The organism is Siminovitchia sp. FSL H7-0308, assembly GCF_037980985.1.
Classification (GTDB): domain Bacteria; phylum Bacillota; class Bacilli; order Bacillales; family Bacillaceae_C; genus Siminovitchia; species Siminovitchia thermophila.
Genome location: NZ_CP150282.1, coordinates 2,829,997 through 2,849,454, shown reverse-complemented (window position 1 = coordinate 2,849,454; position 19,458 = coordinate 2,829,997). Strand labels below are relative to the sequence as shown.

General features: G+C 43.2%; 16 protein-coding genes. 12 read left to right on the top strand and 4 right to left on the bottom strand.

Annotation, left to right across the window (positions count from 1 at the left end; all coding sequences use genetic code 11):
• Positions 1 to 826 precede the first annotated feature (826 nt).
• From MHB50_RS13575 to MHB50_RS13520, 12 genes are all read left to right on the top strand, one after another.
• Complete coding sequence (locus MHB50_RS13575; protein WP_339164208.1) at positions 827 to 2,221, top strand: cation:dicarboxylase symporter family transporter; 1,395 nt, start codon at positions 827 to 829, stop codon at positions 2,219 to 2,221.
• Between the two features lie 318 nt (positions 2,222 to 2,539).
• Positions 2,540 to 3,028: a flavin reductase family protein gene (locus MHB50_RS13570; RefSeq protein ID WP_205177950.1), complete on the top strand. Its 489-nt coding sequence runs from the start codon at positions 2,540 to 2,542 to the stop codon at positions 3,026 to 3,028.
• 15 nt (positions 3,029 to 3,043) lie between these two features.
• Entirely contained in the window at positions 3,044 to 4,546 is a 1,503-nt protein-coding gene (locus MHB50_RS13565) for a 4-hydroxyphenylacetate 3-hydroxylase N-terminal domain-containing protein (protein WP_339164206.1), read from the top strand.
• A 34-nt stretch (positions 4,547 to 4,580) separates the two neighbouring features.
• Entirely contained in the window at positions 4,581 to 5,108 is a 528-nt protein-coding gene (locus tag MHB50_RS13560; RefSeq protein ID WP_340083915.1) for an FAD synthetase family protein, read from the top strand.
• A gap of 524 nt (positions 5,109 to 5,632) precedes the next feature.
• Positions 5,633 to 6,181 (top strand): 3-hydroxyanthranilate 3,4-dioxygenase, encoded by a 549-nt coding sequence (locus MHB50_RS13555; protein WP_205177944.1) that lies wholly within the window; start codon positions 5,633 to 5,635, stop codon positions 6,179 to 6,181.
• Complete coding sequence (locus MHB50_RS13550) at positions 6,178 to 7,188, top strand: amidohydrolase family protein (RefSeq protein WP_340085340.1); 1,011 nt, start codon at positions 6,178 to 6,180, stop codon at positions 7,186 to 7,188. The genes MHB50_RS13555 and MHB50_RS13550 overlap by 4 nt, the downstream gene beginning before the upstream one ends.
• Positions 7,185 to 7,682, top strand: a complete 498-nt coding sequence (locus tag MHB50_RS13545) for a RidA family protein (protein ID WP_340083914.1) — start codon at positions 7,185 to 7,187, stop codon at positions 7,680 to 7,682. Before MHB50_RS13550 ends, MHB50_RS13545 begins: the two co-directional genes overlap by 4 nt.
• A gap of 3 nt (positions 7,683 to 7,685) precedes the next feature.
• On the top strand, positions 7,686 to 9,152 hold the full coding sequence (locus MHB50_RS13540) for an aldehyde dehydrogenase (RefSeq protein ID WP_340083913.1): 1,467 nt from the start codon (positions 7,686 to 7,688) through the stop codon (positions 9,150 to 9,152).
• Between the two features lie 67 nt (positions 9,153 to 9,219).
• A complete protein-coding gene (locus MHB50_RS13535) occupies positions 9,220 to 10,008 on the top strand; it encodes a fumarylacetoacetate hydrolase family protein (RefSeq protein WP_205177938.1) in 789 nt (262 codons plus the stop codon).
• Positions 10,009 to 10,021: 13 nt separating this feature from the next.
• Positions 10,022 to 10,897 (top strand): acetaldehyde dehydrogenase (acetylating), encoded by an 876-nt coding sequence (locus tag MHB50_RS13530; RefSeq protein WP_205177929.1) that lies wholly within the window; start codon positions 10,022 to 10,024, stop codon positions 10,895 to 10,897.
• A 52-nt stretch (positions 10,898 to 10,949) separates the two neighbouring features.
• Positions 10,950 to 11,984: a 4-hydroxy-2-oxovalerate aldolase gene (dmpG, locus tag MHB50_RS13525; RefSeq protein WP_205177927.1), complete on the top strand. Its 1,035-nt coding sequence runs from the start codon at positions 10,950 to 10,952 to the stop codon at positions 11,982 to 11,984.
• Positions 11,981 to 12,772 (top strand): fumarylacetoacetate hydrolase family protein, encoded by a 792-nt coding sequence (locus MHB50_RS13520; RefSeq protein WP_205177925.1) that lies wholly within the window; start codon positions 11,981 to 11,983, stop codon positions 12,770 to 12,772. Before dmpG ends, MHB50_RS13520 begins: the two co-directional genes overlap by 4 nt.
• 694 nt (positions 12,773 to 13,466) lie before the next feature.
• Here the strand turns inward: MHB50_RS13520 and MHB50_RS13515 are convergent.
• The 4 genes from MHB50_RS13515 to MHB50_RS13500 all read right to left on the bottom strand — a co-directional run bounded on the left by MHB50_RS13515 (position 13,467) and on the right by MHB50_RS13500 (position 19,365).
• Entirely contained in the window at positions 13,467 to 14,900 is a 1,434-nt protein-coding gene (locus MHB50_RS13515) for an IS1182 family transposase (RefSeq protein ID WP_340083911.1), read from the bottom strand.
• An 873-nt stretch (positions 14,901 to 15,773) separates the two neighbouring features.
• Complete coding sequence (locus MHB50_RS13510) at positions 15,774 to 16,565, bottom strand: arylamine N-acetyltransferase (RefSeq protein ID WP_077113503.1); 792 nt, start codon at positions 16,563 to 16,565, stop codon at positions 15,774 to 15,776.
• A 233-nt stretch (positions 16,566 to 16,798) separates the two neighbouring features.
• A complete protein-coding gene (locus MHB50_RS13505) occupies positions 16,799 to 18,196 on the bottom strand; it encodes a hypothetical protein (protein ID WP_077113502.1) in 1,398 nt (465 codons plus the stop codon).
• Between the two features lie 20 nt (positions 18,197 to 18,216).
• On the bottom strand, positions 18,217 to 19,365 hold the full coding sequence (locus tag MHB50_RS13500; RefSeq protein WP_077113501.1) for an iron-containing alcohol dehydrogenase: 1,149 nt from the start codon (positions 19,363 to 19,365) through the stop codon (positions 18,217 to 18,219).
• Positions 19,366 to 19,458: the final 93 nt, after the last annotated feature.

The following is a 19,458-nucleotide window of genomic DNA, read 5'->3' as shown; positions in this document are numbered from 1 at the left end:
TGTTTATAAAGTAGGGTAGGTATCTTCATAGGTGGAAATAAGTCCATAGTAAAACAAGGGGTATGAAATGAGCTAAAATCCCCTGTTGTTACAATTTCCTTATTTCCTTTTACATTTTCCTATTTAGATACTACCGCACTCACAAAAAGCACCTCTTATTAATCGGATTGTTCATCTCATTGAAATCCACTTTATAAAACTCATTATACTCGGTGATGTTGAAAAAGTAAATCATGGCTTTTATCTGTTTAACTCCAAAGTACTTTTTAGACTTAAAAGGTCCATCAGGTTGTGTTGAATCATAAAATTGGTTATTTCATTACAATTAGGTTTTGTTTATGATTGTGAGGATAAAGGTGTTGAGGAAGGCCAGGGGAAAAGCATGGAGTTTGACAAAGAAAGGACCCGGTCAATAGTCTGGATAACCGAAAAAAGAGAATGCCGGATCAAACCTTTATATAAAGGAAGACATTTAATTAAGGATCATACGGGATTTTACACTTACACCCTTGAACCTTCTGGGGTTTTTCATTACAGAAAGGATGTTGTTCCTCTTTAAATGATGAGGACCAGGAACATTGGTGCTTGTGACTGCGCCGTACTATATGTTCAGTTTGAACAGATCACCCACAGCTTTTAACAGCAGTGACTCATGAAGTTGATCCTTAAACCAAAACATTGACAGAACCGTTGGCGATATGTATATTATACACTTATTAAGGATACTAATTTCATAGGGATTATTGGTTTTTGTGGTGGCACAGTAAATCGGTGGCGCATATGATGAAAAACCAACTGAAGCCCAAAACAAAGGGGGGAACATATTATGGATATATGGTTCATTAGCTTGAATATAGTGGCTTTACTTGCGTTTATTGGTCTTCTTATTTTTATGCAAAAGAAACATGTATCGTTTACAAAACGTGTATTTACGGGCTTAGGTACAGGGATTGTGCTTGGCGCAATTTTACAAGCCATCTATGGAGTAGATTCGGAAGTTTTAACGACTACAGCAGATTGGTATAGTATTGTCGGAAGCGGATATATCAAACTGTTGATGATGATTGTCGTGCCACTTGTCATGGTGTCTATCATTCAATCCATTATTAACCTGGAAAAATCAGCAGACCTTGGAAAAATGTCTGCCTGGATTATTGGTTTCTTAGTTTCGACGGCTATGGTGGCCGCTTTGATTGGAATTGGATCTGCTGCATTATTTGATTTGAATGCAGATCAAATTGATGCGGGACAAGCGGAAATAGATCGAGGGGATATGCTTTTAGAAAAACTTGGAGAAGTGGAGGATCTAACAACGCCGCAGAAAATCCTCAGTTTTATTCCATCCAATATCTTTCTGGATATGACAGGAGAGCGGGCGACTTCGGTCATTGCGGTGGTCATTTTCTCCATCATCGTTGGGATTGCTGTCCTTGGGTTACGGAGAAAAAATCCGGAACAAGCGGAAATGTTTAAAAAAATCGTGAATGCGGTTTATGCAGTTGTTATGCGAATTGTAACATTGATTTTGCGCCTGACACCATTTGGAATTCTAGCTTTGATGGCTAATACGGTGGCTAAAACAGATGTTGCTGGTATTGTTCAGCTTGGTAAATTTGTGATTGCCTCTTATGTCGGTTTATTTGTCATCATGATCTTCCATCTTTTATTAGTGGGGCTCTTTGGTTTAAATCCGCTGACATACTTAAGAAAGGCCATGCCAGTGCTAGGTTTTGCTTTTACATCCCGCTCGAGTGCGGGTACGATTCCACTGAACATTCAAGCACAGAAAAACTCCCTTGGTGTTGATTCAGGAATCGCTAACATGTCGGCTTCGTTTGGAGCGACCATCGGGCAAAACGGCTGTGCCGGAATGTATCCCGCCATGCTGGCATTCATGATCGCGCCTACAGTCGGGATTGATCCACTTGCACCAGCATTTATCATCAAATTGGTGTTAATTATCGGTATCAGTTCATTTGGTGTTGCCGGTGTTGGTGGGGGTGCTACCTTTGCCGCATTGATTGTTTTGTCTTCTATGGGGCTCCCTGTAGCTTTGGCTGGTTTACTCATATCAATCGAGGCACTAATTGATATGGGACGTACGGCTGTCAATGTAAATGACAGCATGGTTTCCGGCACATTGACAGCACGAATCTTGGGGAAACTGAATTTGAAAACATTCAATGATAAAACAGCAATTGAAGATAATTCGTCATTTTAAGGAAGAAATGAATCACCATCCTCTTGGTGGTTCGTTTTTTTTTTTTTGCAGAAAAATAGTGAGTATTCGGAGTTGTATCTGATATTCGAAATGATTCCGGTCCCTCTTTTATTTCGTACTTGTTTATGTCCCAGCCCCTATTCTCGCGATTTTTACGAATATCCATCAGCTTTCAACATATATCCAAACCCCTTTCCTACTTTATTAATGGTTCTATGAAAATTTTTAATAGATTTCATCATCTGAAATCTATGCGTTGTAGGGTGTCAGCGTTTTCAATATAGTAAATACAAATCTGAAGATTGGAGGATGGAGTCTATGGATACGAGAGAATTACGGAATTGTTTTGGCTGTTTTGCAACCGGTGTCACGGTGATCACTTGGATGAATGACGATGGCCAAAGAAGAGGGATAACCGTCAACTCCTTCACTTCTGTTTCATTGGACCCGCCGCTTGTACTTATTTCGATAGATAAGAAGACAAAGGCTTTTGAAGAATTGAAAAACAAGTCCTTTGTTATCAATATATTATCTGCTGATCAGGCTGCCTATGCACTGCAATTCGCGGGACGGCCACAGGCGGATCTGGAGGTGGAGTGGGAAGAAACGCTTGGCCCGCTGCCTGCACTAAAAGGAACAGTAGCTCATTTTAAGTGTTCGCCCTGGAAGGAGTATGAAGGCGGAGATCATCTTTTGTTTGTGGGGAAGGTGGAGGATTTTTCCTACAATCAAAAAGAGAGTTTATTATTTTACAGGGGAAAATTTTTCGAAACAGCAGATCGTTCCATTCTTGCTGCAAATTCATAATGGAGGGAAAAAACGATGAGCATCAGAACGGGAGAGCAATATATTCAAGGGTTGAAGTCGCGGCAGCCGGAGGTCTGGCTTGGTGGTGAACGGGTGACAGATTTGGTGAATCATCCGGTGTTTAAACAGCCGATTAAGGAGATGGCGAGATTATTTGATATGCAGCACGACCCTAAGTATCAGGCCGATATCACCCATATTTGCGAAGAAACTGGAAAGCGGGTAAATAATGGTTTCCTGATTCCAAGGAATGCGGAGGATCTTGAAGCAAGGAGGAGATTGTTTGAAGTCTGGGCAGAAGCCACTTACGGTTTAATGGGCAGAACACCGGACTTCCTAAATGTTGTAGTCACATCGATGGCTACAAACGATTGGTTTTTCCGGCAGTATGGTGAACGTTACGGTGACAATATCATCAACTATTACAGATATATAAGAGACAACGACCTGTTTCTTACCCATGCGATTGTTAATCCGCAAAATGATAGAAGCAAAGCTTCCCATGAGCAAGAAGTGGAGTATGCCCACTTGGGAGTTTGCAAAGAAACGGAAGATGGTTTGATTGTACGAGGGGCGAAAATGTTGGCAACGCTTGCGCCGATCACTGATGAAGTCATCATCTACTCCTATCCGAGCTTTAAGCCGGGAGACGAAAAGTTTGCCATTTCGTTTGCTCTTCCAATCGATGCGCCGGGCCTGCGCATTTATTGCAGAGAAGAGACACAAAGTGGAACCCGTTCGACATGGGATCATCCGTTGGCTTCCAGATTTGAAGAAATGGACGCATTGCTTGTCTTTGACGATGTATTCGTACCGTGGGAGCGGGTCTTTATTAACCAAAACGTTGAAGCGGGCAACTTACTCTATCCGAAAACAGGGATCAATCTCCAACCGTCACATCAATCGGCGGTCAGAGGATTATGCAAACTTTCGTTTGTAACTGATGTGGCGTGCTCCCTTGCGGATTCCATTGGAGTTGATGGATACTTGAATGTTCAAAATCTCCTGTCGGAACTGATCCAAGCTGTCGAGACAATCCGGGCTTTAGTGCGTACCGCCGAGCGGGAGTACTCAATCACTGATCAAGGGGAAGCCCTTCCCAATATTGTGCCGCTTGAAACGATCCGGGGGCTATTGCCGAAAATGTATCCGAGGGCCATTGAAGTCTTACAGACTATCGGTGCCGGAGGTCTGTTGATGTCACCAACGGGCGCGGACTTCGCGCGTCCGGAAATAAGTGACGATATGAATAAATATTATGCCGGCCGTTCTGGAGTCTCCTCGGAAAAACGGGTCAGATTATTTAAACTGGCATGGGATCTGTGCGGGGAAGCGTTCGGCCAAAGGTTGGTGCAGTATGAGCGTTATTATTCCGGTGATCCGGTACGAAAAATGGGAATGTTCTACAATGTCCATAAAAGAAACAATCTTTCTTACCCGCTGGTGGAGCGGGTGCTGGAAGAGTCTCTCTTATTATCGGAGGAACATCAGGAGCAAACAAAGCAATTACATTCATGAATGGAAAGTCGTATTGCGGAAGTGAGGGATTCAGTTGAAAGTTTATCAAGCCGAAAGCCTTACATTATCGGGATCGGTGGTTGCCATTGGCGCTTTTGACGGCGTTCACCGCGGACATCAATCAGTGATCCGCGAGATGGTGAGAAAAGGAAACTTGGAAGGAGTGCCCACTGTCGTTTATACATTCAGCCCTCCTCCCCGGGTCTATTTTCAAGGAGCCCGTACTCTGACAAGCCCTGAACAAAAGCTTACATTGTTGGAGCGTTTAGGTGTTACCCACACGATACTCGCAAAGTTTGATGAAGAGTATGTAAAGCGGACAGCGCTGGAGTTTGTTGAAGAGCTGTCACGTATCAATCCGAAATGCATGATTGTCGGAGATGATTTTCGCTTTGGAAACAATCGAGCCGGTGATGTTTCGCTATTAAAATCATATTTTAACGTCCAATCAATCAATCCGATTTGTTGTACGCGGGGAGAGCGAATCTCTTCAACTAGAATTAGAGAGCTTATTGTAAAAGGGAAACAAGAACAAGTGCTGCCTCTGCTCGGATGGATGTGAGGATATGGTTAAAAGAAATGGATGAAATAGGGCTTGATAAAGTGAGTTTGATTGAGAGCAAGTAAAGCCGCTTATGAACAATAAGAGAATCGGTAGTCGGAAGCCCGAACAAGCGCCGTGATCTTCATATCGGCTCTCGAAGAGAAGCGATCATTTGGCAAAATCAAAGTTGCGGTAATCATGGAAAACAAGAGGTTGATTTTAGTTAAAAAAATGTTTTTTTCTTCCGAAAGATAGCCCTTATTTCCCGCATCGTGTGGCAAACACATAGGCTTGGTGATTGAAAAAAAGCGCGGTGGGCCCATGGTTTAATTCGGTGATACATGTGAGTGTGGGCTTCATCAAACGACAATGCGGCTTACCAATAGAAAACAAAGTTAAGTTGACAGCAGTGAAGAACTTAGAACGTGCGACACCTGCGAAAAGATAAAGGAAGAAGAAACGGAAAGCAGTCCTGCTTTTTCAAGCTACAGTCTCGGGAAAATGACAAGTGGGTATCTTATAAACAAAATGATGGAGGAATCATGATGTCAAAGTTGAAATCAAGAAATTTTAAAGCGTTCAGTTTGCTCGGATGGATTGAAGAAAACAAGGGTCAATTAAAGCCGCCAGTGAATAATAAAATGCTTTGGGAAGAGTCGGACTTCATTTACATGATGGTCGGGGGGCCGAACAAGCGCCGTGATTTTCATGTCAGCCCTGCCGAAGAGTTCTTTTATCAAATCAAAGGCGCCTGTTATATCGAAGTAATCAATGACGAGGGAAAAAGAGAGGTCGTTACTGTCCAAGAAGGGGAAGTTTTCCTGCTTCCGGCAAATGTCCCTCATTCCCCGCATCGTGTGGCAGACACATATGGCTTGGTGATTGAGAAAAAACGCGGTCCGGGCGAATTGGAATCAATGGTTTGGTTCTGTGATCAATGTGATCATGAACTTCATCGAATGACGATGCAGCTTACCAATATTGAAACTCAGTTAAAAGCCGGAATTGAACAGTTTGATAGCAGTGAAGAACTTAGAACATGTGATAAATGTGGATATGTGATGCCGGCGGAAGCAGGGATATGGAAATGAGAGTGGACTTTCACACACATATTATTCCTGAAGACATACCTGACTTTACAAAAAGATACGGTGGCGGCCGTTGGCCAGTTTTAGAAAAGACCTGCTCATGCGGTGCTAATATAATGGTTTCCGGGAAAGTTTTCCGGGAAGTGACCGATCAAGTGTGGAGCCCTGAAAAAAGAATAGAAGATATGGACAAAGAAGGTGTCGATCTTCAAGTCCTGTCCCCCATTCCGGTGACGTTCTCTTATTGGGCAGAGCCAAATGCCGCTGAAGAAATGGCACATATTCAAAATGACTTTATTGCTGAAACGGTGAAGCAGTATTCTTCAAGATTTATTGGCCTTGGGACTGTCCCGCTTCAGGATGTGGATGTTTCCATTCGCGAAATGGAACGGTGTATGTTTCAACTCGGCTTAAAAGGGATTGAAATCGGAACGAATGTGAATGGCAAAAACTTGGACGATCCTTCATTTTCTGGCTTTTTCGAAATGGCGGAAAAATGGAATGTGCCGTTATTCGTGCATCCATGGGAGACGCTTGGAAGAGAAAGAATGCCCCGCCATCACTTTATGTATACAGTAGGCATGCCGAGTGAAACCGCTTTGGCCGCCGCCAGTTTGATTAATGGGGCGGTCATGGAAAAATATCCGACCTTGAAGGTTTGTTTTGCCCATGGGGGAGGTTCTTTCCCTTATATATTGCCGCGTCTGGATCAAGGGTGGAACGTATGGCCCCACATCCGGAAGATTCAAAAGCCTCCAAGCTTTTATGCGCAAAAGTTTTATTTTGATTCGCTTAACTATGACCCTGTAAATCTATCATATTTAGTAGAGCGTTTTGGATATGAAAAAATTGTCATGGGATCTGACTATCCCTTCCTCTTGAGGGAGATACCGCCCGGAAAAGTCATAGACGATACGCTCGGTCTCACAGAGGAACAAAAAGCTGCCATGTTGGGCGGGAATGCCTTGTCATTTTTAAATATGAATATAAAGGAAGCGTTGCAAAAATGATGGATACACCAGATATAGGAAGTATTGCAGAAATGGCGGATACACCGGAAAAAAAGCTGGAACATTTGGGCTTGAAGTTGCCCGCTTTAAGATCTCCTGTAGGAAGCTATGTGAGCTGTGTCAGAACTGGAAATTTATTATTTACAGCCGGGCAGGGAGTGGATGAATTCCATGGAAAACTGGGGAGGGATCTTACAACAGAAGAAGGTTATCTTGCCGCCAGACAATCGATTCTCAATTTATTAAGTGTTGTGAAAGCCGAGCTCGGTGAATTAAGCAAGGTAAAACGGATTGTAAAGGTGCTCGGAATGGTCAACAGTACCGAAGATTTTACAGATCAGCCTGCCGTCATGAACGGTGCTTCCGACTTGCTGGGACAAGTTTTTGGAGATAAGGGCAAGCACGGGCGGTCTGCCGTCGGCATGGCTCAATTACCGAATAATACTGCGATTGAAATTGAAATTATTCTTGAAGTGGAGGGCGGGGAGGACTAAAACATGTATCAGAATATAGTAAAAAAACCAATGGTTAAAAATGCGAAGCTCTTTATAAATGGCGAATATGTTGAATCAGAATCAAGAAAAACCTTTGATTCTATTAACCCGGCAACGAATCAAAAACTGGCCACGGTCGCAAACGGTACGGAACATGATGCCAAACGCGCAATCGAAGTGGCAGGACGTACCTTTCAAAGCGGAGTTTGGAGCAATATGCCCGTGGAAGAGAGATCCCGAATCCTTTGCAATATGTCTGATCTCATTATGAAAAATGTGGACGAGCTTGCTTATGTGGAAACGTTGGATGTAGGCAAGCCGATAAAAGAGAGCAGGGATTTTGACATTCCCCGGGCCGCCGCCAATTTTCGTTTTTTTGCAGAAATGGCCAAGTATATGGTTCATGAGCATTACGATATGAGCAAACATATGTCGTATACACAGTACACACCAGCAGGTGTGACAAGCTTGATTATTCCATGGAATCTTCCCTTTATGCAGATGACGTGGAAAGCATCGGCTGCGCTCGCGGCCGGCAACACAATTGTCATTAAAACAGCCTCCTATACACCGCTAAGTGCCGTCATGCTTGGTGAAATTGCCAATGAAGCCGGCTTGCCCCCAGGCGTTTTAAATATTATCACCGGTCCCGGAAGCACGGTCGGCACAACAATGTCCACCCATCCTTTTGTCCGGCGCCTCGCTTTTGTCGGGGAAACCGAGACGGGTAAAACAGTAATGGAGAATGCTTCAAAAAGTCTGATCCCCGTTTCACTCGAACTTGGAGGGAAATCTGCCAATATTGTATTTGAAGATGCGGACTTGGATGAAGCTGTCGAAGGGTCAAAAGAAGCCACTTTCCGAAATCAGGGGGAGATTTGCTTAGCCGGCTCAAGAATTTTAGTCCAAGAGAGCGTTTATGATCAATTTTTGGACAAGTTTGTTGAAGCTGTTAAGAAAATCAAAGTCGGAGACCCGACGGATGAGTCGACGGATATGGGCGCGCTTGTTTCGAAGAGCCATCTCGAGACCGTAGACCATTACGTTCAAATCGGTATGAGCGAAGGAGCAAAACTTGCTTACGGAGGAAAAAGAGTGGAAGGCCTGGAAGAAGGAAATTTCTACATGCCTACTGTTTTATATGATGTAAACAACAAAATGCGGGTGGCGCAGGAAGAGATTTTTGGACCTGTTCCGGTCATCATCCCGTTTAAAACGGAGGAAGAAGCGATTCAAATAGCCAATGACTCGATTTATGGTTTGGCTGGAGTAGTCTGGACAAATGACTTGCGAAGGGCACAGCGGGTTTCTGCGTCCATTCACTCCGGACTGTTATGGATTAATTGCTGGTATGTACGCGATTTGAGAACACCATTTGGCGGAGCAAAAGCGAGTGGGATTGGAAGAGAAGGCGGAAGACACAGCTTTGAATTTTATACCGAGGCGAAAACAATCACAATGAAAAAGTAAATGAAACAAAGCGAAAGGTGATCTATGTTCACCTTTCATTTGTTTTACATGCGGGAGGGCGAAAGACGTGTCACCAAAACTGATCGATTTTGCAAAAGAGCTGTTGGATGCGGAACAATCTGTAAAGGAAGTTCAACCTTTAACTGAACGGGATAGGTCGTTGACTGTAAAAGAAGCTTATCAAATACAGTTGGAGACGGTCAGCTTGAAAAGGGGGCAAGGGAAGAAGGTCATTGGAAAAAAGATTGGTTTGACAAGCGCGGCCATGCAAAAAATGTTGAATGTCAATGAACCTGATTATGGACATTTATTTGATGACATGTGTGTTGAAAATGGCGGAACAGTTCATATAAAAACGTTGATTTCACCAAAAGTAGAAGCGGAAATCGGTTTTGTATTGGAAGAGGAGCTGACAGGACCCAACATCACTTATATAGACGTCCTAATGGCTACAAAATACGTAGTCCCTACGTTGGAAATCATTGATAGCCGAATTGCGGATTGGAAGATCAAATTAATTGATACAGTGGCAGATAACGGCTCTTCATCCAAAGTTGTCATAGGCGATAAAAAGACTGGATTGTCCGGAAGTGATTTACGCACGAATGGAATGGCTTTATTTCAAAACAATGAATTGATTGCCACCGGGGCGGGAGCGGCGGCTTTGGGGCATCCGGCCGAAGCGATTGCCTGGTTGGCTAATAAGCTATTTGAATACGGTATCACTCTCAAAAAAGATGAGTTGATTTTACCGGGAGCGTTATCGGGAGCGATCACGGTGTCAGCAGGTGATGAGGTGAAAGCGGATTTTGGCAGACTGGGCACCGTTACTGTGACATTCCAATTGGACGACTGAAAGGGGAATTTTTATGGGGAAAATAAAAGCGGCCATTATTGGATCGGGTAATATCGGAACCGACTTAATGTTTAAGCTGGAACGCAGTGAATGGGTTCAATTGACTGCCATGATCGGGATTGATAAGAATTCTGAAGGGCTGAAGATGGCACAAGAAAAAGGGTATGCCGTTTTTTACAATGGCATCCAAGGATTGGTGGATAACCCGGATATTGCGGACATCATTTTTGATGCTACTTCCGCAAAAGCTCATGTCCGCCACGCAAAAATATTAAAAGAATTGGGCAAGAAAGTGGTTGATTTAACGCCTGCGGCTGTAGGTCCTTTCTTTAGCCCCGCGGTCAATCGCCAGCTTGAAAATGCTGCGGTTGATAATGTCAATATGATTACATGCGGCGGGCAGGCTACCATTCCTGTTGTTAGTGCGGTGAATGAGATAGCAGATGTTGCTTATGCTGAAATTGTTGCCACGATATCCAGCAAAAGTGCGGGACCGGGAACCCGGGCCAACATTGATGAATTTACGATCACGACAAGGCGGGGAATTGAAAGAGTCGGAGGAGCGGACAAAGGAAAAGCGCTCATCATCCTAAACCCTGCGGAACCGCCTATTTTAATGAGGAATACGGTCTATTGCGAAGTGAAGAACATGGATGAACAGGCCATCCGTGAAGCGATTGATTCCATCGTCGGCACTGTTCAGGAATATGTCCCGGGGTACCGTTTGAAGCAGGAACCGTTATTTTCCGGAAATATCGTCACGGTTTTCATTGAAGTGGAAGGGGTTGGAGACTATTTTCCTCCTTATGCAGGAAACCTTGATATTATGACGGCTGCTGCCGCGCGTGCAGGAGAAGATATTGCCCGCAAATTGCATGTAATATCCTAAGTATCTATTGGACGGTTGGAAGTGGTGACGGGAAACGAAAGGAGTTCATGAGATGAAACAACCTGCTTGTAAAGATATTAAAATAACGGAAGTAAGTTTGCGGGACGGGAGCCATGCTGTCGCACACCAATTTACGGAAGAACAGGTGCGGGCTGTTGCACGTGCTTTGGACGATGCCGGCATGCATTATATCGAAGTGAGCCATGGAGATGGTTTGGGAGGTTCAACGATCCAGTATGGAAAATCTCTTGTAGATGAAATGCGACTGATCGCGGCCGCCGTTGAAGAATGTAGACAAGCAAAAATAGCTGTATTGTTGCTTCCCGGGATCGGTACTGTTCATGATTTGCGAGAAGCAAGCAAGCTCGGAGCCAAGCTTGTCAGGGTGGCTACCCATGCAACGGAAGCCGATGTTTCGGCTCAACATATACACAAGGCCCGCGAACTTGGCATGGAAGCGTTGGGATTTCTGATGATGGCTCATTCTGTATCGACGGAAAAGCTGGTGGAACAAGCAAAGTTGATGAAAAGTTATGGGGCAGAGGCTGTCTATGTTACCGACTCTGCCGGCGCTTTGCTTCCGCATGAAGTGCGGGAAAGAGTGAAGGCGCTTCGGGAGAGCCTGGATGTTGAAGTAGGATTCCATGGACATAATAACCTGTCAGTGGCGGTGGCAAATACCTTGGCGGCCATGGAAGAAGGGGCTACAAGAATTGATGGGAGTGTTCGCTGTTTGGGGGCGGGGGCCGGAAATACGCAAACGGAAGTATTGTTGGCGGTGATGAATCGTCTAGGCTACGATGTCGGAATCGATTTGTATAAAATGATGGATCTCGCTGAAGACGTAGTCGGACCACTTATTCGTGGTTCACAAGAAATTAAAAAAGGCAGCCTTGTCCTTGGTTATGCGGGTGTTTATTCCAGCTTCTTGCTTCATGCTGAACGCGCGGGAAGAATGTATGATGTGGATCCCCGTGATATTTTAATAGAATTGGGCAAGATGAAAGTTGTGGGTGGACAAGAGGATATGATACTGGATGTGGCTGCCGATTTGTCTAAAAAAAGAAAAGTGGAGGCAACACGATGATTCTTAAAACGAGTAGTGATCAAGAGATAATCGAGTACTTATATTGTGCGGAGCGGGATGTACGAGAGGTTGTCAAAATCACTGATCAGTATCCGGAGTTGACGATTGAACAAGCGTACGAACTGCAAGATGGCCTGCTGGCACACCGAGCCAAAAAGAATCACACGAAACAAATTGGTCTGAAACTTGGATTAACAAGCAAGGCCAAACAGGAAATGATGGGGGTTAAAGAAGCTATATACGGTTATTTGCATGCCGATATGCTTGCCTATGAATGGGAACCGGTTAAAAGATCAGAGCTGATTCATCCCAAGGCTGAGCCGGAGATCGCGTTCTTTTTGGATCAGGATCTTCAAGGGGAAAACGTTACGGAAGAAGACGTGCTGAATGCGACCAAATATGTTGCTCCCGCACTTGAAATCATTGACAGCAGATATAAGGATTTTCGCTTTACACTTGTTGATGTCGTCGCTGATAACTGTTCATCGTCAAAGTTTATCATTGGCAGTCAATGGGCAAGTCCTAAAGATCTTGACTTAGGAAATGTCGGCATGGTGATGACCAAAAACGGGAGGGTGGAACAAACTGGATCAAGTGCTGCCGTACTGGGCCATCCGGCCACGGCTATTGCCTGGGCAGCAAAACAATTGGCGGCTCGTGGAAGAGGGTTTACAAAAGGCGATGTTGTATTGAGCGGCGCCATGTCTGAGGCCATTTCCTTCGAATCCGGGGATACCATTATCGCCCAATTTGCCGAATTGGGAAGTGTCCTCTTATCTTGCGAGTAACTCACAACGTCTGGAGGTTTCACGATTGCCGATTATTCAAGTTCAGATTTTAAAGGGCAGAAGCAAGGGCAAATCAAAAGTCTCATTACAGACATTACAAATGCATGTGCAAAAAATGTATCCCGCATGTAAGGTGCCGTAAGACTCCCACTTCAAGACTTGATGAGTTGATACAAAAGGTCTAGGTGTGAGAAAACGGCACCTAAATGCCCGATTGGTTCAACTAACATTCAGTAGGAGATGGAAGGAAACTCCTACTGAATGAAGTTTCACTTTATCCCGCATGTAAGGTGCCGTAAGACTCCCACTTCAAGACTTGATGAGTTGATACAAAAGGTCTAAGTGTGAGAAAACGGCACCTAAATGCCCGATTGGTTCAACTAACATTCAGCAGGAGATGGAAGGAAACTCCTACTGAATGAAGTTTCACTTTATCCCGCATGTAAGGTGCCGTAAGACTCCCACTTCAAAAACTTGCGTGAATACAAAAGGTCCAAGTGGGAGAAACGGCACCTAAATGCCCGATTGGTTCAACTAACATTCAGTAGGAGATGGAAGGAAATTCCTACTGAAAGAAGTTTCACTTTATCCCGCATGTCAGACTGTCTAACAAATATTCAATTTTCAGCACTCAAACGTACTTTTTTGCTTGCAAAACTTCTAATATTGAAATTAACAAAGAGTTTCGGTGTGGTTAAGCTACTAATAGCTCCACAATCTCCGAAATTTTTTTGATTTTCGTTAGTCTTTTGAAATTATAGGCAACACCAATTAGAGCTGCTTCTGCGTTCACAGAATCCAGCCCTTTCCCTAGAAAGAAAGTATAACCAAAGGATCGCTTAATGGTTCCAAAAGGATGTTCCACAATTTGTGATCGTTTTTTATAAATTTCATTATTGGCTTCCGTATCTTCTTTCAATTTTTCGATAAGTTCTTCATGTTCCCAGCGTTGAATATTTCTTCCTCTTTTAGCTTTTGTACATAAACTATATACAGGACAAGATAAACAAACATCTCCTCCAATATACCTTTTGTACTTCAAGCCATTTTTAGACGTGTTTTCCTTGTAAGGAAGTTCTTGTCCTTGAGGACAACGATAACTATCTGTTTCTTTTTGATACTGAAAATTATCTTTTGAATAAGTAGGATCTCCTGACATACTTTTCTTTTTTTGAGGTTTTAAGTATAAAGTGTTTCCGTCATCTAAACAATCTTTTATTTCTTTTGCATTATAATATCCTGTATCAGCTACTATGACTCTGTCTGTGTTTTTTGATAATATTTCATTTGTTTTTGAAACCATCGGGGATAGTTGACTCTGATCATTTACATCGTTTACTACATCTAAAGTAACAATCAGTTTATGCTTATTATCTACAGAAGATTGCATATTGTAAGCTACATCTATTTTCCCATTATTTTTCATAGCTCTAGATTCCGGATCTGTCGTTGTCAATTGGTTCTTTTCTTCTTCATTCATTTTCTTTTTTATTTCTGTTAAATATTCTTTTTTCTTTTGATATTTATCAATTTTCGATTCAATAGATGAAACGTTCTCTTCTGTTAATTCATTCTCCTGTGCTATTTGTTCTAGTTGTTGGAGGTAGTGTTCAATCTTTTCATCAATATAATTCATCTTCTTTGTTAATCCATTTGAAGTAATGCAATTTTTCTTACTATTTTGTGCTCGTATTTTTGTTCCATCAATGGCAATAAGCTTGCCATCAATTAATCCCCATCCTTTAAGTAAGTATGTAAAAGTGCGCATAACTTTCTTAAAGCCTTTACGGTTTTCCTTTAGAAATAATGAAATAGTCCCATGATCAGGACGTATTCCATTTACTAACCACATTAACTCGATATTTCTTTTACATTCTATCTCTAAAGAACGAGAAGATCTGATCTTGTTAAAGTATCCATAGATGAACAACTTTAATAAATCTTTTCTCTCATAAGGTTGTTGTCCAGGATTATGTTTTTTATATTCTTTAATTCCCATATCGACCAAGCAGAGTGATTCTACGAAAGCATCAATTGCTCGAACAGGGTTTTCCTTATCAATCATTTCATCTAAACACAGTAATTGAAAACTTATTTGATCTCTTGAAAAACCGTGAACATTGCCCATTCTAAAGAATCTCCTCTGCTTATAAGTTACCTATATTATACCTTTTTTTGGTTTTATTTGTTAGACAGTCTGATGTAAGGTGCCGTAAGACTCCCACTTCAAAATCTTGGGTGAATACAAAAGGTCCAAGTGTGAGAAACGGCACCCAAATGCCCGATTGGTTCAACTAACATTTAGTAGGAGATGGAAGGAAATTCCTACTGAAAGAAGTTTCACATTATCCCGCATGTAAGGTGCCGTAAGCCTCCCACTTCAAAATCTTGGGTGAATACAAAAGGTCCAAGTGGGAGAAACGGCACCTAAATGCCCGATTGGTTCAACTAACATTCAGTAGGAGATGGAAGGAAACTCCTACTGAATGAAGTTTCACTTTATCCCGCATGTAAGGTGCCATAAGACTCCCACTTCAAAAACTTGCGTGAATACAAAAGGTCCAAGTGGGAGAAACGGCACCCAAATGCCCGATTGGTTCAACTAACATTCAGTAGGAGATGGAAGGAAATTCCTACTGAAAGAAGTTTCACATTATCTGTTTATCCCGAGCGGGTTAGAGTGTTGGTGTCGGACATTAACGATACCCATTGGGGAGCCGGCGGAATAACACTGGAGGAGAAAGGGATGGGAAGTTTCGTTAAAGGGGACTTTGGTCCGTTATAGCGATAGGAAGCCGGGCGCAGCTAGCCCGGCATTTAGGGTTTGGCTTGTAAAGGTAAGACGAAACGAGCTAGTTTGTAATGCAACTATGATTGCCGTATCTTTTCTCTTTCGATATCCGGTCCGACCTATCAGTATCCGCCGTCAAATATTCATTTTCTGTTTCCATGAATACGATATTTTTTCTATGATGACCCAATCCAATGTTTCTCTCCCCGGTTATTTCAATTTGTATTTCTCAACTTCTTTTACAAGAGACGGATGAAATTGCGCTCTTATTTTGTCTAATAAGCATTGTTCATTTTCTAAATAAATGGTATCTTCGCGTCCATCCATCCATTTTTTATGCTGACGTTTTTCATTGATGGATATTGTTCCATCTTCAAGAACAGACGCAATGAGCAGTTCCTTATTAAATGGAGAACGGGGATGTTCGTGGATCGTTTTTTTCATGCGGTTCAGGCTCTCCCATGTAACAGGAGCCCAATCAAAGGCATAGCAAATGCTCCATTCTTTATGGTCCGCCGAATGCTCCATGACAACGGCGCCTTTCTCTGTTGAAACCGAACGTAATCGGAATGCGCCTGCCGGGGAGATGACTTCAGGTCCATCAAGCTGAAGGGGAGCGAGTGCCAGCCGGTTGCCAAATCCGCTGTCAGCAATATATTTTTCATGATCGATCTCCAAAAGAACAAGAGCATGTGTCCCATCCAACACCCACTCATCCTTATTTTTGACGGTTGCTGCCGCGAGCGTTGGCTGAAATCCAAGCTCCTTCAAGACAAGATACAACAAAGGGTTTATTTCATAGCAAAGACCGCCGCGGCTGGCCGTGACCATCTTTTTTATTAAAAACGCCGGGGTGACGGGATCGATATTGTGATTCATGACATCGGTGTTTTCAAACGGGAACCATTCGGCAAATTTCTGTAAAATAAAAGTTACCCGGTCTTTTGGCGGCTTATCCTCAGGGTAGCCGGACTCATATATTTTTCTTATGAACAATTCCATGCGGGCATCTTCCTTTCATAAAAGGGTATATTCAGTTTATCAACAAGAGGAATTTTTCTAAAGCATTTCCTTTGATTATATGAAATATCTTCATGCTTTGTAAGCGAGCTGTTCACAAGAAGGTATTTACATTGATGGTCATGTTGTACGAGGAAGATATGTTGGTCAAAAAAAGCGTGTACCGGAGCAGACGGAGCCCCGATACACGCTTTCTACGTTTTCAGCTTCCAACTTTAACTGACCTGGGAAGCTCGTTCGTCCTTTTTTTTCATATCCTTTGTGAAGGTTTCGTCGTTTTCCCCTTTAAAGAACTGTTTGCCATAAATTAAAAGACAAAGAATGATGCCTGCGGCAAAAGCCCACGTCGCTCCTTTTGTCGCCAATATGGCGCCGATAATACCTGCTATTCCAAGGTCGCGTTGGCTTTTTGCCTCCAAAACTCCAACCCTGACGCTGACATAGCCTTGAATAAGTAAGGTTAAGGCAAGAGCAATCCCTAAAATCGGTTCAAGAAGACTCACAATGGGCAATAATAGCAGCCCTGTATTCGTCCCCCAGCGAAACGATCCCGATCCTCCAAAGAGAGAGTTCATTACTTTCTTGCCTTCTTTATAGCGTTCAATCACAACGACTTGCATGGCTGCCCATAGCGGTCCGCACATTGTGACATCCGGTCCCAAAATACTCATAATTGAATTCCGGCCTCCAAACACAAGGTGGGCGCGGTTGGGGTTGTAATCGATTTTCTCATCTTGCCGGATTTCATCTGCTTCATCAATTAATGCCTTGCTTTGCAAAACGTCTCCAAAAAGAACAATATAAGTGGCTAAAACGGTTGGCAAGGCGGTTATAAACATCTCAAGCGGAGGGAATCCGAGTCCAAAGACGGTATATTCACTCCACAAAGCAGCAAAGTCAGGTTTACTGAAACCCCATTCAATTGTGGGCCATGGCGCTTCCTTAAATATCGGGGCGATAAATACTGTTATCACGATAATAGGAAAGATCCCTAATTTGGCTAAAAGCTGTAAATATTTATTGCGATTTTTGATGGAATTAAAATGCTTTGAAAACAGTAAATAAAAAGAAATGCCTACTGCAATGGTAATCGTCCAAGGAAATGACTCAAACCTTCCACCGACTTGGAAGACAGAAATCACTGCCGCAAAACCTGCACCAAGAATAATCCCTGACTTCATGGCAGGAGGTATGAGGTTTACAACCTTGCTTGCTAAGCCTGTAATTCCTAAAAAGAGCGACAGGATCCCGAGCATTAATTGAAAAGAGATTAATGCATATACCCGCTCCTGTCCTTCCGGGAACGTTGAAACGTATGCCATAATTAAAGGGATGGCTGGTGTAATCCATCCGGGAATGACTGGATCTCCCAGTAAATGATGGGTTAAATAGAAAAGTCCATTTAGCATGACCACGGCCAGCGCGACTTCAAAAGGCATTCCCAAAAGTTCAATCAAAAGCGGGATTGCCGCCAAGTCAACCGCACACATGAGCAGCCCCTGAACATAGTCGGGCCATTCAAACTTATAATGAACAAAGGGCAGCCTCAGTTTAAAAGGCCCTAATGGAATGAATGGTGATTCTTCACCGTATTGCCGATTTTTCCAGAGCATGTTCGTTCCTTCCTCCTCGTTTAATACGCTTCCTTATAAATGGCAAATATGTCTTGTTTCGTTAGGACACGGGGATTATTTTTTAATAAACGATCAATTTGGCTGGCGTCTTCCGCCATCTCTTCCAAGTCCTCTTCAGGAATTTGGAATGAGCGCAAACCGTCGGGAATTCGAACGATTTCGCACAACTTTTTCATTCCTTTCACGGCGATATCAGCCGCCTCCATATCAGATAACTGTCGAGTGTCATGACCCAAGGCCTCGGCAATATCTCTAAATCTTTCAACACAGCTTGCTTTGTTCCATTCCATTACATAGGGAAGGAGAAGGGCGTTGCTGACACCGTGAGGGATATGATAGCGGCCACCCAATGGGTATGCGAGTGCATGAACGGCTCCTACTCCGGCATTTCCAAAAGCCATGCCTGCCATTAAACTAGCTGTTGCCATATTTTCCCTTGCTTTTATATGGTTGGGGTTGCAATAAGCTTTCGGCAAATTGACCGAGATCAGTTTCATCGCATGTAAAGCCAAAGCATCTGTAATCGGAGAGCGATTGACAGAAATATACGCTTCAATGGCGTGCACAAGTGCGTCAATGCCGCTGGCCGCCGTAACGGAAGGAGGCATGGACATCGTCATTTCCGGTGAAACAATCGCTGTATCCGGTAATATGAAATCACTTACAACTCCTTTTTTCAACTGGGTTTTCGAATCTGAGAGGATGGAGATGTTCGTTACTTCTGATCCAGTTCCGGCAGTTGTAGGAACGGCTATAATCGGCGCCCCTTTGGCGGGAACAAGATCGGTTCCGACAAGGTTTTCAACGTTTCCTTCGTATTTCGAAAAAGCTGATACCGCTTTCGCGATGTCGATAGCGCTTCCTCCGCCAATAGCGATCAATCCATCATAACCGCCGTTGATAAAGGTTTCGGTACACTCTTTGGCCAGTGAGAACTCAGGCTCAGGCAAGACTCCGTCGAAAATACCATATGGTATCCCTTTCAGTAAATTGGTGATTTTTTTGACAGTCCCGACTTCTATCAATATTTTATCAGTAATGATTAAGGGATTATTGATCTTGAGTCTTGCCAATTCACTTGGAATGCGGGAAGTTGCTCCTTCCCCGGTAATTAGTTTGTTGGCAATTTTGAATGATGATATAGACATGATGTTCATTCTCCTTTCAACGGAAAATAGTATGCAATAATCGTGCCAAATAACGAGAATATAGCTATGGCAACAAAAAATGACGAGGAATGT

Excerpts from the sequence above, each read along its gene's own strand:
- MHB50_RS13510 (WP_077113503.1), bottom strand. The coding sequence starts at position 16,565 with ATGGAATTGTTCATAAGAAAAATATATGAGTCCGGCTACCCTGAGGAT.
- MHB50_RS13555 (WP_205177944.1), top strand. The coding sequence starts at position 5,633 with ATGATGTCAAAGTTGAAATCAAGAAATTTTAAAGCGTTCAGTTTGCTC.
- MHB50_RS13570 (WP_205177950.1), top strand. The coding sequence starts at position 2,540 with ATGGATACGAGAGAATTACGGAATTGTTTTGGCTGTTTTGCAACCGGT.
- MHB50_RS13530 (WP_205177929.1), top strand. The coding sequence starts at position 10,022 with ATGGGGAAAATAAAAGCGGCCATTATTGGATCGGGTAATATCGGAACC.
- MHB50_RS13520 (WP_205177925.1), top strand. The coding sequence starts at position 11,981 with ATGATTCTTAAAACGAGTAGTGATCAAGAGATAATCGAGTACTTATAT.
- MHB50_RS13515 (WP_340083911.1), bottom strand. The coding sequence starts at position 14,900 with ATGGGCAATGTTCACGGTTTTTCAAGAGATCAAATAAGTTTTCAATTA.
- MHB50_RS13545 (WP_340083914.1), top strand. The coding sequence starts at position 7,185 with ATGATGGATACACCAGATATAGGAAGTATTGCAGAAATGGCGGATACA.
- MHB50_RS13565 (WP_339164206.1), top strand. The coding sequence starts at position 3,044 with ATGAGCATCAGAACGGGAGAGCAATATATTCAAGGGTTGAAGTCGCGG.
- MHB50_RS13505 (WP_077113502.1), bottom strand. The coding sequence starts at position 18,196 with ATGCTCTGGAAAAATCGGCAATACGGTGAAGAATCACCATTCATTCCA.
- dmpG (WP_205177927.1), top strand. The coding sequence starts at position 10,950 with ATGAAACAACCTGCTTGTAAAGATATTAAAATAACGGAAGTAAGTTTG.
- MHB50_RS13500 (WP_077113501.1), bottom strand. The coding sequence starts at position 19,365 with ATGTCTATATCATCATTCAAAATTGCCAACAAACTAATTACCGGGGAA.
- MHB50_RS13540 (WP_340083913.1), top strand. The coding sequence starts at position 7,686 with ATGTATCAGAATATAGTAAAAAAACCAATGGTTAAAAATGCGAAGCTC.
- MHB50_RS13550 (WP_340085340.1), top strand. The coding sequence starts at position 6,178 with ATGAGAGTGGACTTTCACACACATATTATTCCTGAAGACATACCTGAC.
- MHB50_RS13575 (WP_339164208.1), top strand. The coding sequence starts at position 827 with ATGGATATATGGTTCATTAGCTTGAATATAGTGGCTTTACTTGCGTTT.